Origin of the sequence: Mycolicibacterium vulneris (assembly GCF_002104765.1) — a bacterium.
Lineage (GTDB): Bacteria > Actinomycetota > Actinomycetes > Mycobacteriales > Mycobacteriaceae > Mycobacterium > Mycobacterium vulneris.
This window is the reverse complement of the sequence record NZ_NCXM01000006.1, coordinates 137,244-152,566: the sequence shown is the minus strand read 5'-3', so window position 1 is coordinate 152,566 and position 15,323 is coordinate 137,244. Positions and strand designations below refer to the sequence as shown.

Genomic DNA, 15,323 nt, shown 5'->3' with positions numbered 1-15,323 from the left:
GTGGTCATCGATAGCTTGGCAGAGCGGCCGGTGAGTTTCACCTTGCCGTCAGTTGTGGGATGGGCGCCGTGTGCGCATCGTCGGGCGCAGGTGCGTTTCGTTTGATGCGGATGGTGTTGATCGGCCACCAGAACCAATGCCCAAGGGCGGCAGCGATCGACGGGGTCATGAAGGACCGCACGATGAGGGTATCGACCAGCAGACCTAACCCGATGGTGGTGCCCAGTTCTCCGATCACCCGCAGGTCGCTGACGATCATCGAGGCCATGGTGAAGGCGAAAACCAACCCGGCGGCAGTGACGACCCGCCCGGAGGCGCCCATGCCGCGGATGATGCCGGTGTTGAGCCCGGCGGGGATTTCTTCTCTGAGCCGTGAGACGAGCAGCAGGTTGTAGTCCGATCCCACCGCCAGCAGGATGATTACCGATAGCGGCAGCACGATCCACTGCAGGCCAAGTCCCAGGAGGTCTTGCCAGAGGAGGACCGACAGACCACAGGCGGTGCCCAGTGAGGCGGCCACGGTACCGACAATGACGAGGGCCGCGACCACGCTGCGGGTGATGAGCAACATGATCGCGAAAATTAGGATCAGGCAGGAGATCCCGGCGACCATCAGGTCGATGATGACACCTTGCTGCATGTCGGAATACATCGACGCGGTCCCGGCTAGATACACCTTTGAGCTCTCCAGCGGAGTTCCCTTGATGGCATCGGCCACGGCGTCTTTGACTCCCGCGACGTGCTTGATCCCTTCGACCGAGGCGGGGTCACCCTGGTGGGTGATGATGAACCGGACCGCTGTGCCGTCGGGCGAAACGAACATCTTCAACCCGCGTTTGAAATCGGGGTTTTTGAAGACTTCCGGCGGCAAGTAGAAAGAGTCATCGTTCTTGGCTTCGTCGAAGTATTGCCCCATCAGAGTTGAGCCCTCGGCTCCCTCCTGCGAATGGGCTTGGGTACCGGCCATCGTGCTATGGGTCGAGAGCATGAAGTTGCGCATCGTCTTCATCGAGTCGATGGTCGCTGGGAAATCGGCGAGCAGTTGGGGCATCAACCGATCCAAGCGGTCGAGATCGACCGTGAGCCCGCTGATCTGGTCGGAGAGTTCGTCGATGCCGTCGAGCGCGTCGAAAAGGGATCGCAACGACCAGCAGACAGGGATGTCGAAACAGTGCTTTTCCCAATAGAAGTAGCTTCTAATGGGCCTGAAGAAGTCGTCGAAATCGGCAATGCGGGCGCGCAGCTCATTGGTGGTGTCTGCCATCTCATGCGTTCTGCCGACCATGCTGTGGGTGGTCGCGGTGAGTTCTTTCATGATGCCGTACATGTGCTCCATGGTGGCGATCGTTTTACCCAGCTCGTCGGCCTGCTCGAGCATTTGAGCCATGGTGTCGTTCATGAATTTGGCCGTCTGCAGTGTGCCGGAGTTCTGCATCGCGATCTGGAACGGGATCGAACTGTGCTCGATCGGTGCACCCAGCGGCCTGGTAATGGTTTGCACGCGTTCGATGCCGCGAAGATGGAAGACGCTCTTGGCGACCCGGTCGACGACGAGCATGTCCGCCGGATCGCGTAGATCGTGATCGGCCTCCAACATGAGCAACTCGGGATTCATCCGCGCTTGCGAGAAATGCCGTTGCGCTGCGGTCATGGCGACGTTGGCAGGCATATCGTTGGGCGTGAATTTTTGGTCGTCGTAGTTCGGCACGTAGGTCAGCAAGCTAATGAACCCAATGATCGCGATGGCCGCGGTCACCACGATGATCGGCTTGGGCCAGCGCACTACGGCCGTGCCCACTTTGCGCCAACCCCGCACGTCGACTGCGCGTTTCGGATCGAAAAGACCGAACCGCGAGCCGATCGCCAGCACTGCCGGTGCCAGTGTCAGCGCGGCGAACACGATGACCAGCAGCGCAATGGCGCAGGGCAATCCCATGGTTTGGAAATACGGTAGCCGAGCAGCGGTAAGGCACAGGCAGGCACCCGCGATGGTCAGGCCTGAGCCCAAAATCACATGCGACACGCCTTGGTACGCGGTGTAGAAGGCCGCCTCGCGGTCTTGGCCGATAGATCGCGCTTCGTGGTAGCGGCCCAGCAGGAAGATCACGTAGTCGGTTCCCGCGGCGATGCTGAGCATGGTGATCATGCTGACTGCGTAGGGCGTGAGTCCGATGATGTTGAGATTGCCGGCGGTGGCAGTAATACCTTGAGCCGCAAAAAGTTCGATGCCGATCATCACGAGGCACAGGATGGAGGTGACGACCGACCGATAGACCACCAGCAGCATCACGAAAATGACGGCGATGGAAACCAGCGCCATCGTCGCCATGCTCTTATGGCCGACGATACTGGTATCGGCGTTGAGCACGGTGTTGCCGGCCACGTAGGCCTTCACCCCTTGCGGTGCTGGCGTGTCGGTGACAATCTTGCGCACAGCGGCGACCGATTCGTGACTGGGCGTGGTGCCTTGCGCACCATTGAGGAAGACCTGGACATATGCGGCCTTACCATCCGGGCTTTGCGAACCGGCCGCCGTCAGCGGGTCGCCCCAGAAGTCCTGGACATTCTGGACATGCTTGTGATCGTCCTTGAGCTTGCTGACGATGTGGTTGTAGAAGTCGTGCGCGCTGTCGCCGAGTTTGTCTTGCCCTTCCAGGACCACCATCGCAGTGGAGTCGGTATTGAACTCCTTGAACTTCTCGCCGATGTGCATCATGGATTTGAACGCCGGGGCGTCCCTCGGCGTCATCGGAACGGAGTGCTGCGTGGCAACTTCGTCGAGAGAAGGGGACAGCACACCCAGAGCGACCGCAACGAACAGCCAACCCAGGGTGATTGGCAGTGACAGCACGCGGATGAGCCGGGGGATGACCGGCAGATCGGACTTCAAATGCGGGTTACTCATACGGATTTCACCAAGCAGTAGACGAACGGTTGGTACTCGCTGGTGTGGCGGTCGTCGCGCACCTGGCCATCGACGATGACGCGACACCGCAGGGCATGCACCGCGGTGCTGCCTTGAGCGACTATGTTGGCCGACATCGACGGCAGCGTCGTGACGATGGTGAACGACCACGGCAACGGGGCGGTATCAACGAGGTGTGGCTGACCGTTTTCGTCGAGGTAGTTGGCGTTCACCGTCCCGTCTGGCACACCGGTTATCTCATAGGTGATGTGCTTGGGGTGAAACGGCTTGGTGTCACCGGCGTTGCCCTCACCACTCGCCACCCCACCGTTGACCCCGAACGTGTCACGAATGCGAACAACTGCATACGCACCCAGCGAAATCACAACAACAAGAAGCAGCGGCATCCATGCCCTCCGCAAAATACTGAACATGCGCTACCTCCTCACTTTTCGCCCGCAGTCGGGGGCCACCCGCCCGACGGAGACAACCGCCGAAACACCACCCGCACACCCCAAGGCCTAGCTGGAACTCAAGTTCCGTGTACCGATCGTCGAGAACTGTACAGCACGGGCAGAGGGTTTTCTCGCCAGAACCTCGGTCGAAGCCGGGCGGCAACGTCACTTCCAATCCGCCACCAGTGAACAGCGCCCGGGGCGGCGTCCGGTTTTGCGACCCGTGGCCCTAGACCGCTCCCATGATTGCGCTTCTGTTGGCCCACAAGGTGATAGCTGTCTGGACCTCCAGCCGAAATGGAACAATTCCGCTCGACTCCGGAGCCATCTGCGCCGGCTAATTGGTGACTGCTTGAAAGCGATGGATTCAGTAATAGGTACCGGGCGCGGATGCTCCGCCCGGAGGTTGGTAGCCAGCGGCTGAGTTCCGCAGCTGCCATATCAGCTCAGGGCAAAGCAAGTTAACCGCATAGGAGACTAGGTAATTAGCCGCGAACTCATCGTTGGGGGTGACGTCACTCTTGACCTCACCCATGACTTGCCCGTAGCCCTCGCCCCGGCCGACTTTGTCGCAAATTCCGTGGCCATAGCCCAGCGCGTCATTGTCAGGAAATCCGTAGTGCCGCCGCACCACCACGTCGTACACGTACTCGACCTCGGGCGCCGGAGCGGCATGTACCCGCGGTGGTGACGTCAACAGGAGCCCGTCGATGGCAACTGCGCCGGCGATCAAAGCAGCCAGCGATTTCCAACGCTTCATGGTTGGCGGCTCGAACGTGTGGCCTGCATCGCCACAATTGGGTCCAAAAGTGCACCTTGGTCCACCCGTTGAGCTGATCGGCTTCGCACGGCAGTGGGCATAGATCCAGACGTTAAACTATATAACGGATAAGGTCCAGGTGCGTCATCATAGAAGTCCACTCACACCACGCCCTGGCCGACCCTGATCGGGATTCCCATCGGTGAGATAGGCCAACGGGTAGGGCTCCGACAGTTGCGCCCACGCCCGATCCTCGGGAGCGCGACGCCCCCGCCTCCTGGTCCAGCGTGTGCAGATAACTCAAATTCACGCGCCGTGCTGACGCTCAAGATGTGCCGCCCGAAGTGTGGCGCGAACGACTTTGCCTGCACTGTTCAGCGGCAGCTCGGTGACCGAATACCAATACTGTGGAATCTTGAAACCGGCGAGCTTGACCCGGGCGAAAGACCCTAGCTCCTCGGGCCGTGGCGGATGCACCAAATCTGTCGGAACTATGAACGCGGCCAGGGTTTCTCCGAGTCGCGTCTCTGGCACGCCCACGACGCCGACGGCGGCAACCCCGGGGTGGGCGCTGAGCACATTCTCGACTTCCAGCGGATAAACGTTCTCTCCACCGCGAACCACCATGTCGTGCCGACGACCGCAGAGGCGGAGATAACCGTCGGCATCCACCACACCCAGATCACCGGTGCGCAGCCATCCGTCGGCCGCCTGGCCGGAAAGGTGGGCCGCGGCGGCGAACACTTCGCCGATTCCTGCCGGGTCCGGCTGGTCGATCTCCAGGCGAAGGCCGTCCACCGGCCGGCCGACGGTAGACAGAATGTCGGGATCCTTGACCGCGGCCAACCGGTGGTCCGCTGGGCCCAAGCTGGTGATCGGACTGCCCTCGGTTTGGCCGTAGAGGCTGACCATCGCGACGTCGGGCAACACGTCAAGAACGCGTCGCAACGTGTCGACGGTGATCGGCGAGGCACCGTAGATCAATGTCTTCAGCGGAACCGCGTCGAGAAGCCCCTTGCCGAGCAACATCTCGATCATGGTCGGAACGAGTAGGCAGTGGGTGGCACCGAGTTGCTTCAGGCTGTGCCACCAATCGAAGGAGAATCTGTTGGTACAGATAACCGCCGCCCCGGCCGTGAGCGCCACCAGGACGTTGCCCAGTCCCCCTATGTGATGCAGCGGTGAGCCGGTGGCATAACGGTCGACAGGGCCGATGCCGATCACGCGGCGCAATAGCTCGGCGCGGGCGTCGAGCACTCGCTCGGTGAGCGAAACGAGCTTGGGGACCCCAGTCGTCCCGGCGGTGTGCAGGCAGATCGCTGTGGGACCGGGTTGTGGATGCAACGACCGATCCGACACCGGCAGGAAAGGTATTGTCACCGCCCGTATCCCAACCGCGTCGCCGACCTGCCGGGCAGCCCCGGCGAACTCGGCCTCAGCGAGCAGGACTGGCGAGCCGCTCCGACGCACCATTGCGGCCAGCTCTGTCGGAGTCTGCCGGGGCCCAAGTAAAGCGAGCGGTCTGTTGGCGGCGGCGCCGCCCAACAGCAGGGCAAGCGCGCAGGCATTGGTGGTGAGCAACGCGGGGATCGGTCGACCTGCCGGCACGTTGAGGTCGCAGAGCAGGTCCGCGGCCGCGACCGCCTTACCGATCAGTTCGCGTCCACTTACAGAGCCCACTTCGCCGATGACCGCCACGCGTTCACTGCGTTCGTGGACTGCGCAAATCCGCTCGAGCCACGTCATCCGAGTGATTGAACCGGACTGGTCGGGTGGGTATCTCGCAACATCTCTCCTCACCGTTTCACCAAAGCGATAAATAGTTTACTGTTTGTGTGGACTGTACGAAGGAGGCCGTCGCACCGTGCGCATTATCGTCACCGGTGGAAACAGTGGCGTCGGGAAGGCGACCGCGCACGCAATGGCCGCTGCCGGCCACGAAGTGGTCATCGCCTGCCGCTCCTTGACGAAGGCGCACCAAGCCGCGGCGTCGATGCCCGGCGACGTCGCGGTGCGCGAGCTGGATCTGGCCGACCTCACCAGCGTGCGCAAGTTCGCCGACACCGTCGACTACGTCGACGTGCTGGTGAACAACGCCGGTGTGTTGGGCTTGCCACTGACTCGGACAGCCGACGGCTTCGAGGCTCACATGGGCATCAATCACCTAGGCCACTTCGCGTTGACATGCCTGCTCGGCGACCGGATCCGCGATCGGGTGGTGGCGGTGGCCAGCACCAACTACAACACCGCCCGCATGCACTTCGACGACCTCAACTACCACCGTCGCCGCTACAACCCATGGTCGGCGTACGGGGAGTCCAAGCTGGCGAACCTGTTGTTCGTGCGCGAACTGGTGGCCCGCGGCAAGACCGCCTACGCCTCCGATCCCGGCATGACCGACACCGGCATCACCAGCAACGGTTCAGGCGTGTTGCAGTGGGCGGGCCGAGTGCTCTCGCCACATATCGCGCAGAGCCCGGCCGACGGTGCCCGCTCGACCATTCAGGCGATCACCACGACGCTGCCCAACGGCACCTACATCGCGCCGCGCGGCCTGATGCACCAGTGGGGAAAACCAAAGCCCGCCACACTCAGAGACAAGGCCCGCGACGCGGACAGCGCGCGACGACTCTGGGAGATCTCTGCCGAATTGACCGGTTGCGAGTGGCAGGGCAGCCGTCCATGATCGTTGACCGACTCCTGCCGACACCCGAAGCACGCGAACTGGTTCGACTCGCGGCCGATGTCGCGGACAAGGTGCTTGATCCGATCGTCGATGAGCATGAGAAGAACGAGACCTATCCCGAGGGAGTCTTTGCCACCCTGGGGGAGACCGGGCTGCTGACACTGCCGCACCCGGAGCAGTGGGGCGGTGGCGGGCAACCGTACGAGGTGTACCTACAGGTTCTCGAGGAGTTGGCGGCTCGGTGGGCGGCAGTCGCCGTAGCAGTCAGCGTCCACGTGCTGTCCTGCCATCCGTTGATCGCGTTCGGCACCGACGAACAGCAACAGGAGTGGCTGCCGACCATGTTGGGTGGTCACACGATCGGCGCCTACAGCTTGTCCGAGCCGCAGGCCGGTTCCGATGCCGCCGCCCTGACCTGTAAGGCCACCGCGACCGACGGTGGTTACCGCGTCAACGGCGCCAAGGCCTGGATCACCCACGGCGGCATAGCCGATTTCTACAGCCTATTCGCCCGCACTGGTGAAGGTGGACAAGGTATTTCGTGCTTTCTGGTCGACAAAGACACCGAAGGACTCACGTTCGGCAAACCCGAGGAGAAGATGGGCTTGCATGCCATTCCGACTACCACGGCGCACTATGACAATGCGCTCGTGCCTGCCCAACGCAGGATCGGCGCCGAAGGGCAGGGCCTGCAGATCGCCTTCAGTGCATTGGATTCCGGACGCCTTGGCATCGCCGCGGTAGCCGTCGGACTGGCGCAGGCAGCCCTCGACGAGGCCGTTTCCTACGCCCAGCAACGGACGACGTTCGGTCGCAAGATCATTGACCATCAGGGCCTGGCTTTCCTGCTGGCCGACATGGCTGCCGCGGTCGACTCCGCGCGTGCCACGTACCTGGACGCGGCGCGGCGCCGCGACGCAGGACTGCCGTACTCGCGCAACGCTTCCGTGGCGAAGCTGATCGCCACCGATGCCGCCATGAAGGTCACCACCGACGCCGTGCAAGTGTTCGGCGGCTACGGCTACACCAGGGATTACCGTGTCGAGCGCTACATGCGCGAAGCCAAGATCACCCAGATCTTCGAGGGCACCAACCAGATTCAGCGGCTGGTGATCGGTCGATCGTTGGTCGGATCATGAACTACCAACGTCCCCAGTTGCGATTGGCGCCCAGCCCTACCGCCGAGTCGCTTGCGTTCTGGACCGGTGGTCGCAACGGCGAATTACTGATCACCCGCTGCCACGGCTGCGGCCACTTCTTTCACCCGCCTGGGCCGGCGTGCTGGCGTTGCCGAAGCACTGACGTTGCACCAGAACCCGTCTCCGGCCGGGCAGTTGTCGCGGCATATACGGTGAACCGCCAGAACTGGATTCCCGGTTTCGAACCGCCCTACATCGTGGCGATGGTCGAGCTTGCCGAGGAGCCCGATACCCGGCTGATTTCGAATGTGGTCGACGTTGCCCCGGACGCGATCAAGGTCGGGATGGCCGTCGAGGTCTTCTTCGAAGACTGGACCGCGCTCTCGGGCGAAGAGGAGAGCCGGGTATGGGTGCCGCTGTTCCGGCCGGTCAAGACGGGGTAGTAAGCCGGTCCATCCAAAGGGTCCCAAAACCAGTTCATGCCTTGGCTCCGGTGATAACGTGACAGTCGACTGTCATTGTTGAATCTCACTGATGAGGATTGTGATGACCGGACAAGCCCCGCACGTAACGCTCCAGTCCGCCGAGGACATCACGCCTGCGATTCTGACGTCGCTGTTACGCCGACGCGATCCCGAGGCTACGGTCACCCGCGTCACGATTGGGCACACCTGGCAGGGCACTACGTCGCACCTACACCTCGACGTGGCCTACGCCGATCCGCAAACCCGACTTCCACAGCGGCTCTTCATCAAAACGCAATTGGGAACGGTGCACGACCTGCCGAAGGCGTTCGATGAGTCGCTGTCCGAAGGCGGCGGCGGGACTGTTCTGTATGACGACGAAACGAGGTTCTACCGCGACCTGCGCCCAGACCTGAGCGTCGAGACCATGGCGACCTACTTCGCCGACCACCTCGAGGGTCCGTCGCAGTTCCTGATCCTCGGAGAGGACATCACACTGCGCGGCGCGCAGGTCCCCGACGCGGTAGCCGGCCTTACTGTCGAGCAGGCCGACGCGCTGCTCACAACGTTGAGCCAACTGCATGCTCCGTTCTGGGGCAGCCGACGCCTGGCGAACGGCGGCGACCTGTCTTGGTTACAGGACCCCGTCACCGGCGGGTTCGCACACTTTCTGCGCGACAACGGGTTCGCGATAATCCGCGCTCTCGTTGATGCCCCCTACAAGAAGGCGCTGCTCGATGCTGCCGGCACTGACATGGACGGAATGGAGGCCGCTTTCTGGAGACTCCAGGACCGGGTGGCCCGCGAGCCGGTCACGGTGCTGCACGGGGATCCACATCCACGCAACACGTATGTGCTGCCCGACGGCCGAATGGGTCTCCTCGACTGGCAGCTGATTCGGCGCGGCTCGTGGTCACACGACGTCGGCTATGCGTTGATCGCCGCGCTATCCCCGGAGCTTCGGCGGGCCCACGAGCGCGAGTTGCTGGACAACTATCGCGGCCGGCTGCTCGACGCCGGCGTCACCTCGCTACCCGACCGCGAGTCCATGTGGACCGCGTATCGCGAGAGCCCGGCCTGGGGCTTCTGCATGTGGGCGATCGCGCCCGACCAGATGTATTCGGTCGAGGTCGTGGGCGCCGTGCTTGGCCGCTTCGCGGAGGCCTATTACGACCTGGGCACCGGCACGGTGTTGAGCTGACTCCGTGCGGCAGCAGCCGTCAGGTCATGTTCATGCCGGCGTCGAGCATTAGCGTTGTGCCGGTGTAATACCGGCCACTGTCCGAGACGAGGAACAACACCGTCTCCGAGACATCAGACGGTTCGATCACCGTCACCGGTAGGGCGTTTGCCATCGCCTTAGCGAGATGCTCATTCTGGGCGATCACCTCAAACAGCGCCGGATTCTCCACGATCATCGCGGTGTTGACACCGGTCGGTGCGATCGCCATGACACGGATATTTTTGGCTGCCATACGCTGTGCGTAGGCCCGTACCAGTCCAGTGACGCCGATTTTGGCCGCGGCGTACGCATCCGCGCCGCCGCTGCCGTCAGTCAGTGCCTTCAGACCAGCCATCGAGCTGGTGGCGACTATGGCACCGCCGCGATCGGACTTCATCATGTGGGCGCTTGCGATCTGCAGGGTGTTCCACACACCGGTGAGCAGCACGCCGATGCCGAGTTCCCACGCCGCCTCGGGATCGGGCTCGTCGACCCGGTTCAATACGATCCCCGCGTTAGCCACCACCGTATCTATGTAGCCGAATTCTGCGACGCCATCGTCGAAAGCGGCCTGTAGTGTTTTGCGATCGCGGACATCAGCCTGACGGGCGATCATCCGCTGACCGGTCTTCTCCACCAAGTTGACGGTCTCGTCGAGGTCTTCCGGCGTGGCCATCGCATACAGCACGCCGTCGAGTTGGCGACAGATGTCGACACCAACGATATCGGCACCTTCCTCGGCTAACCGGACAGCGTGCGACCGTCCCTGGCCCTTGCCAGCTCCGGTGATGAAGGCGACGCGACCGTCCATTCTGCCCATCTGCCACTCCCAGCCTTTACTTGGTGACGAATTCGGGTATGCGATAACCACTTTCGCCGAGATCGACGATGCGTAGCTCAACGTCCTGTCCGATTCGGACGTCGGCGGGATCGACGTCGATGACGGCGTTGATCCGCAAGCCCGGCTGCTCCGCAAGTTCGACCAGCCCGACGACATAGGGAGGCGTACGGCCGGGGACCAGGGCCTGGCGGACGACGATGTAGCTGAAGATCGTGCCGGCACCGCTGACTTCCTCGAAGTGCACGGGACCACCGGTGTACCGGCTGCGTTCCAACGGCGGATGGATCCATTTCCCGGTGTCGTCGCAGCGGCACAACATCAACTTACCGTTCTTCAGACCCTCCCAATACGGCGCCGAATCAGGGTCGGGTACCGGAATTGGGGCTACCAGTGCAGGATTCGTCACGGGTGCTCCTTGCTGTAGACGTTCGCACCACCGAAGGGCCCGCCGCCCGCGGTAACCAGTGCCAGTTGAGCGCCCTCGACCTGACGCACACCAGCCGCGTGGCGCAGTTGCAGCGCTGCCTCGTAGTGGTGGTTGAGGCCGTGAATATAGCCCTCGGACAGCAGCCCACCGTGCGGGTTGACCACCACGTCACCGCCGTAGGTGGCGCGTCCGGTCGAGAAGAACTTGCCCACTTCGCCTTTCTCGCAGAAGCCGAAACCCTCCATGGTCGCCATCACCGTGTACGTGAAGCAGTCGTACATGCAGGCGACATCCATGTCGGCAGGGGTAAGCCCCGTCTTCTCCCAGATCTTCGGTCCTGCTGTGCGCGAGTACATCTCGGTGGGATCGTCCCACTCGCTCCAGCCGGCACCACCCTGTGAATTCGACGATCCGACCAGCCACATCGGGGGCTGCTTGGTGTTGCGGGCGATGTCCTCTCCGACGATCAGCACCGCTACCGCGCCGTCGACCTCCGAAGTGCAGTCCAGTACCCGGAACGGCTCGTTGATCCAGCGCGCCGCCAGATAGTCGTCCATGGTCAGCGGTTCGCGTCTCAGAGCGTGTTCGTTAGGCCCCGCATGATTGCGTTGAGTGATCGCGATGTGCCCCAAATCCTCACTGGTGGAACCGTACTCATGCTGATGGCGACGGGCCCACATCGCGAACCACTGCGGCGGCACCATGAAACCGGACGCCGTGTCGAACTGGTCGTGGTGCTGCACCTGCATCGGTCCCTCAATATGGCCGAACCGGTAGCCCGAGCGGCCGTTGAGCGACCGGTACACCAGCACGGCCTTGCACATGCCGGCCTCGATCACCGCGGCGGCGGTGGCGATTTGGTCAGCCACGAGATTGCCGCCGCCGTACATGGCGTTGGCCCAAGCCAATTCGTCGATGCCAAGCGCCCATCCGACGAAGATCGGCTGCTCGGAGTCGTTGGCCATGAAGGTGCAGATGCCGTCGACGTCGGCCGGCGTGAGGCCGGCATCAGCGATGGCATCGCGGCAGGCAGCCACGGCCATCCCGCGGGTCGTGCGGCCGGAGTTGCGGGAGTACTCGGTACGACCGATCCCGACGACGGCACAGGTCATGTGGCTCTCCGATCTACTTAGGCGCCGGATCGCGGGGCAGGCCCAGAATGCGCTCCGCGATCAGGTTTCTGACGATTTCCGACGTACCGCCAGCGATAGTCAGGCACCGGCTGAACAGATAGTCGTGCACAACTTCGGGTTCCTCACCGACCAGGATGGCCCGGTCGGCAATCCGCAGCGCCAACTCTGCCACCCGCTGAGCATGCTCAGCCCCGAACAGCTTGGCGATGTTGCCTTCGATCCCGGCCCCGGCGTCGAAGACGGCGCGGGCAGCCTGCCGCAGGTTCAGCGTGGCCAAGGTGTAGGACTCGATCAGCAATGCACCGACCTCGCGGGCAACGCCACTGTCGCCGGGTCGGTGCCGCTCCAACAGATCGATCAAAGCTTCGGCCGTCATGGTGACAGAGCCACCGCCGATCGACACCCGTTCGTTGCCGAACGCCGCCATCGCCACGCTCCAGCCGTCGTTCACGGCGCCGACCACGTCGCGATCGGGCACGAAGACGTCGTCGAAAAAGACTTCGTTGAACAGCGTCTCGCCGGTGATCTCGGTGAGCGGGCGGATCCGCACCGCCGGATCGGAGAGGTCAATGATCATCGCCGTAATGCCCTTGTGCTTACGCGCTTTCGGATCGGTGCGCACGGTGGCCAGCCCGCGTTGGCAATTCACCGCATCACTGGTCCATACCTTTTGACCGCTGACCACCCAGCCGTCGGCGACCCGCGTGGCCTTGGTGGCAACTGCCGCCGCGTCCGAGCCCGCGCCGGGCTCACTAAAGAGTTGGCACCACCGCAGCTCGCCCTCGAGGCTCGGCCAGATCAATCGGTCTACCTGCTCCTTGCTGCCGTGCTGCAGGAGCGTCGGAACCACCCATTCGCCGAGTCCGAGGCTGGGTTTGTCCAACCCATCCAGGGCGTCCTCGATGATCAACTGCTCTACGCTGTCAGCGGCCCGTCCGTACGGCGCGGGCCAGTGCGGTTGCAGATAGCCGCTACGCGCCCAGAGCCGTTGGCGCTCAACGGCGTCGGACGCCTCGAGTTCGGAACGGAAATCCAGGGCGGCCTGCCGATATTGCTCGGCACCCTCGGGTAGGTCCACCGATTGACGCCGGCGCACGCCGTTGAGCTGCAGCGCGATGACCTTGTCCCGCAGTGCATCCTGATCACCGGCGAAGGCCTGCAGGACGGTGGCCCGCCTGATGTAGAGGTGGGCGTCGTGCTCCCACGTATAGCCGATGCCGCCGTGCACTTGCACGTTCTGCAGCGACACCCGCTGATAGGCGGTCAGCGCGTGTCCGGCGGCCATCGTGGCGGCCAGTTCGGCCTCCGCACCGACGGCGCGCGCGGCGTCCCATGTCGCGGCAGTGGCGAGCTCGGTGTCGACAAGCATGTTCGCGCAGTGATGTTTGATCGCCTGGAACGAGCCGATGGGCCTACCGAACTGCTCACGGCCGGCGGCGTACGCCGTGGCCATCTCGGTGCAGGCGCCCAAACCGCCGACGGCTTCGGCCGCGGCCAGCAGACGAAGGATCCGCACCGCTACCCCGGCTGCGCCGGGGAAAACCTCGGCGACGTGAACGGAGTCCAGGCTGGCCACGATCACCGGTGCGAGCAGCTGATCCACTGAGTCAATGGTTCGGATGCTGACCCCGTCACCGGCCTGCACCAGGACGAGGTCGTCGCCGGAAGGAAGCAAGAAAAGGTCGGCGGCCGCTTCGGCCAGGGCGGGCACCGCAGCCGCTGAGACCGTCGAATCACGAACGGCGACATCGCTGTTCGTGCCGATACCCGCGACCACGTCACCGGATACCAGCCGCGGCAACCACCGCTCACGCTGCTCGTCAGTCCCTACTTCGGAGATCACCGCGGACACCGCGACGGTGGGAAGAAATGGCCCACCAACCGCGGCGCGACCGAGCTGCTCCAACACAATCGTCAGTTCAGGCAGTCCGTAACCCTGACCGCCGAATCTTTCGTCGATGTGCAGCCCAAGCCACCCGGTGGAGACCATCTCTTTCCAGAGCCCATCGGTCGACCACCACGCACCGCTCTTTTCGCGGTCGAGCAGGATCCGGCGGGCACCCACGGTGCCCGCGCGCCCGGCCACCATCGCGGCCGCGACTTCGGCGAGCGCGCGATGATCTTCGGTTATCGCCAATGGCATTGGCAGCTCTCCGTTCTGGTCACCACGGGTTACCGAAAGCCTCGCGGTAGGTCACCGACGTCGCCGGGCGGCGGCGCGGTGGTGAAAGCTTGCGTGCGGGCAGGCCCACGTAGACCGCGGCCATCGGTATCAGGTTTTGCGGCAGCTGCAGCAGTTCCCGCACACGATCGACACCAAAGGTAGTCAGACCGGTGGTCAGACACGAGCCATATCCCAGGTCGGCAGCGGCAAGCAGCATGTTCTGCACGGCGGGGTAGATCGACGACGGTGCATAGCTCTCCGGCACGCGATCCGTGTCGGCGCACACCACTATGACAACCGGCGCCGCGGCGAAGCCGCCTTTGCTGAAACCGAATTCGAGGTCGGCGACCAGCACCTTGTCTTCGACACTTTGCTTGACGAAGTCGCCGCCGCCGGCATTCCACGTCTCCGTCCACCAAGACGCGAGAAGTGCACGGTTGCCCTCGTCGCGAACCACGATGAACGTCCAGGGCTGAGAATTCTCCGCGCTCGGCGCGTGCACGCTGGCCGCCAACATCTGCTCGACGTCGGAATCGGGTACTTTGCCGTCCGGGTCGAATCGCCGACACGCCCGCTGGGCGCGAATACCGGCGAGCAGCTCGCCCACTAGCGGTCCGCCTGCACGCGTTCGCCGCGCGGCGTCCATCCCGTGAGCGACACCGTGGTCAGATCAAGCCACTCCCCTAGTGTGAGGGTTCCGGCCATGACACGTTTTAGAAATTCCGCCATGACGACATCGGGCTCGTTGTCCAGCTCGTAGATCACCATGTAACGGTGGGTCGGCGGCGGGAGCTGGGCCGGCAGATCCTCGTCGTCGGGCACCTTCAGTTCGGTGATGTCGTAACGCTGCGCCGCAACCACTCCCGGAACGTCGAGCACCTCCGGTACATGCTGAGTGTCATACCACTTGTTGAAGGCATCATCTTCACCCTCGATCGGGTTGGTGAGCGCTATAAACAGGTTCGGAGCCACGTGACACGCCTTTCGCAACAACCAGGGATTGGACCCACAATATGACAGTCCACTGTCACAGTCAACGTCAGACTCATGGTTCGCCGACGGCGTGACCTGACCGGGCGCCGAACCGGCTGGGTCCGCCGCCGGAGCCTTGACGTTTGTCAGTAGAC

Annotated in this window: 14 protein-coding genes; 4 read left to right on the top strand and 10 right to left on the bottom strand. The window is 63.3% G+C overall.

Annotated features, from left to right (window positions below; all coding sequences use genetic code 11):
• Positions 1-37: 37 nt before the first annotated feature.
• From B8W69_RS07870 to B8W69_RS07855, 4 genes are all read right to left on the bottom strand, one after another.
• A complete protein-coding gene (locus tag B8W69_RS07870) occupies positions 38-2,905 on the bottom strand; it encodes an MMPL/RND family transporter (protein WP_085289282.1) in 2,868 nt (955 codons plus the stop codon).
• Positions 2,902-3,339 carry an MmpS family transport accessory protein gene (locus tag B8W69_RS07865; RefSeq protein WP_181447351.1) on the bottom strand — a complete coding sequence of 146 codons (438 nt, stop codon included), beginning with the start codon at positions 3,337-3,339 and terminating at the stop codon, positions 2,902-2,904. The genes B8W69_RS07870 and B8W69_RS07865 overlap by 4 nt, the downstream gene beginning before the upstream one ends.
• A 388-nt stretch (positions 3,340-3,727) precedes the next feature.
• Positions 3,728-4,120 (bottom strand): DUF732 domain-containing protein, encoded by a 393-nt coding sequence (locus B8W69_RS07860; RefSeq protein WP_085289280.1) that lies wholly within the window; start codon positions 4,118-4,120, stop codon positions 3,728-3,730.
• Positions 4,121-4,426: 306 nt separating this feature from the next.
• Positions 4,427-5,866 (bottom strand): class I adenylate-forming enzyme family protein, encoded by a 1,440-nt coding sequence (locus B8W69_RS07855; RefSeq protein ID WP_085289279.1) that lies wholly within the window; start codon positions 5,864-5,866, stop codon positions 4,427-4,429.
• Positions 5,867-5,984: 118 nt separating this feature from the next.
• Between B8W69_RS07855 and B8W69_RS07850 the strand changes: the two genes are divergently transcribed.
• The 4 genes from B8W69_RS07850 (at position 5,985) to B8W69_RS07835 (ending at position 9,610) form a co-directional block, all read left to right on the top strand.
• The gene (locus B8W69_RS07850) at positions 5,985-6,806 is read left to right on the top strand and encodes an SDR family NAD(P)-dependent oxidoreductase (RefSeq protein WP_085289278.1); all 822 of its coding nucleotides are present in this window, start codon (positions 5,985-5,987) and stop codon (positions 6,804-6,806) included.
• Complete coding sequence (locus tag B8W69_RS07845) at positions 6,803-7,945, top strand: acyl-CoA dehydrogenase family protein (protein ID WP_085289277.1); 1,143 nt, start codon at positions 6,803-6,805, stop codon at positions 7,943-7,945. The genes B8W69_RS07850 and B8W69_RS07845 overlap by 4 nt, the downstream gene beginning before the upstream one ends.
• The gene (locus tag B8W69_RS07840) at positions 7,942-8,388 is read left to right on the top strand and encodes a Zn-ribbon domain-containing OB-fold protein (protein ID WP_085289276.1); all 447 of its coding nucleotides are present in this window, start codon (positions 7,942-7,944) and stop codon (positions 8,386-8,388) included. The genes B8W69_RS07845 and B8W69_RS07840 overlap by 4 nt, the downstream gene beginning before the upstream one ends.
• A gap of 103 nt (positions 8,389-8,491) precedes the next feature.
• Positions 8,492-9,610: a phosphotransferase gene (locus B8W69_RS07835; RefSeq protein ID WP_085289275.1), complete on the top strand. Its 1,119-nt coding sequence runs from the start codon at positions 8,492-8,494 to the stop codon at positions 9,608-9,610.
• A 19-nt stretch (positions 9,611-9,629) separates the two neighbouring features.
• Here B8W69_RS07835 and B8W69_RS07830 read toward each other — a convergent pair whose 3' ends face one another.
• From B8W69_RS07830 to B8W69_RS07805, 6 genes are read right to left on the bottom strand one after another with little or no spacing between them, the layout of a single operon-like run.
• Positions 9,630-10,451 carry a mycofactocin-coupled SDR family oxidoreductase gene (locus B8W69_RS07830; protein ID WP_020188800.1) on the bottom strand — a complete coding sequence of 274 codons (822 nt, stop codon included), beginning with the start codon at positions 10,449-10,451 and terminating at the stop codon, positions 9,630-9,632.
• A gap of 16 nt (positions 10,452-10,467) precedes the next feature.
• Positions 10,468-10,878 carry a Zn-ribbon domain-containing OB-fold protein gene (locus B8W69_RS07825; RefSeq protein WP_036390490.1) on the bottom strand — a complete coding sequence of 137 codons (411 nt, stop codon included), beginning with the start codon at positions 10,876-10,878 and terminating at the stop codon, positions 10,468-10,470.
• On the bottom strand, positions 10,875-12,011 hold the full coding sequence (locus B8W69_RS07820; protein WP_009953884.1) for a thiolase C-terminal domain-containing protein: 1,137 nt from the start codon (positions 12,009-12,011) through the stop codon (positions 10,875-10,877). The genes B8W69_RS07825 and B8W69_RS07820 overlap by 4 nt, the downstream gene beginning before the upstream one ends.
• Before the next feature lie 13 nt (positions 12,012-12,024).
• Complete coding sequence (locus B8W69_RS07815) at positions 12,025-14,175, bottom strand: acyl-CoA dehydrogenase family protein (RefSeq protein WP_085289274.1); 2,151 nt, start codon at positions 14,173-14,175, stop codon at positions 12,025-12,027.
• Positions 14,176-14,194: 19 nt separating this feature from the next.
• Entirely contained in the window at positions 14,195-14,803 is a 609-nt protein-coding gene (locus tag B8W69_RS07810; protein WP_085289273.1) for a nitroreductase family protein, read from the bottom strand.
• Positions 14,803-15,168, bottom strand: a complete 366-nt coding sequence (locus tag B8W69_RS07805; protein WP_085289272.1) for a DUF4286 family protein — start codon at positions 15,166-15,168, stop codon at positions 14,803-14,805. Before B8W69_RS07805 ends, B8W69_RS07810 begins: the two co-directional genes overlap by 1 nt.
• Between the last annotated feature and the right edge of the window lie 155 nt (positions 15,169-15,323).

Coding starts and splice junctions, on each gene's coding strand:
- B8W69_RS07870 (WP_085289282.1), bottom strand. CDS start 2,905: ATGAGTAACCCGCATTTGAAGTCCGATCTGCCGGTCATCCCCCGGCTC.
- B8W69_RS07865 (WP_181447351.1), bottom strand. CDS start 3,339: ATGTTCAGTATTTTGCGGAGGGCATGGATGCCGCTGCTTCTTGTTGTT.
- B8W69_RS07860 (WP_085289280.1), bottom strand. CDS start 4,120: ATGAAGCGTTGGAAATCGCTGGCTGCTTTGATCGCCGGCGCAGTTGCC.
- B8W69_RS07855 (WP_085289279.1), bottom strand. CDS start 5,866: ATGACGTGGCTCGAGCGGATTTGCGCAGTCCACGAACGCAGTGAACGC.
- B8W69_RS07845 (WP_085289277.1), top strand. CDS start 6,803: ATGATCGTTGACCGACTCCTGCCGACACCCGAAGCACGCGAACTGGTT.
- B8W69_RS07840 (WP_085289276.1), top strand. CDS start 7,942: ATGAACTACCAACGTCCCCAGTTGCGATTGGCGCCCAGCCCTACCGCC.
- B8W69_RS07835 (WP_085289275.1), top strand. CDS start 8,492: ATGACCGGACAAGCCCCGCACGTAACGCTCCAGTCCGCCGAGGACATC.
- B8W69_RS07830 (WP_020188800.1), bottom strand. CDS start 10,451: ATGGGCAGAATGGACGGTCGCGTCGCCTTCATCACCGGAGCTGGCAAG.
- B8W69_RS07820 (WP_009953884.1), bottom strand. CDS start 12,011: ATGACCTGTGCCGTCGTCGGGATCGGTCGTACCGAGTACTCCCGCAAC.
- B8W69_RS07815 (WP_085289274.1), bottom strand. CDS start 14,175: ATGCCATTGGCGATAACCGAAGATCATCGCGCGCTCGCCGAAGTCGCG.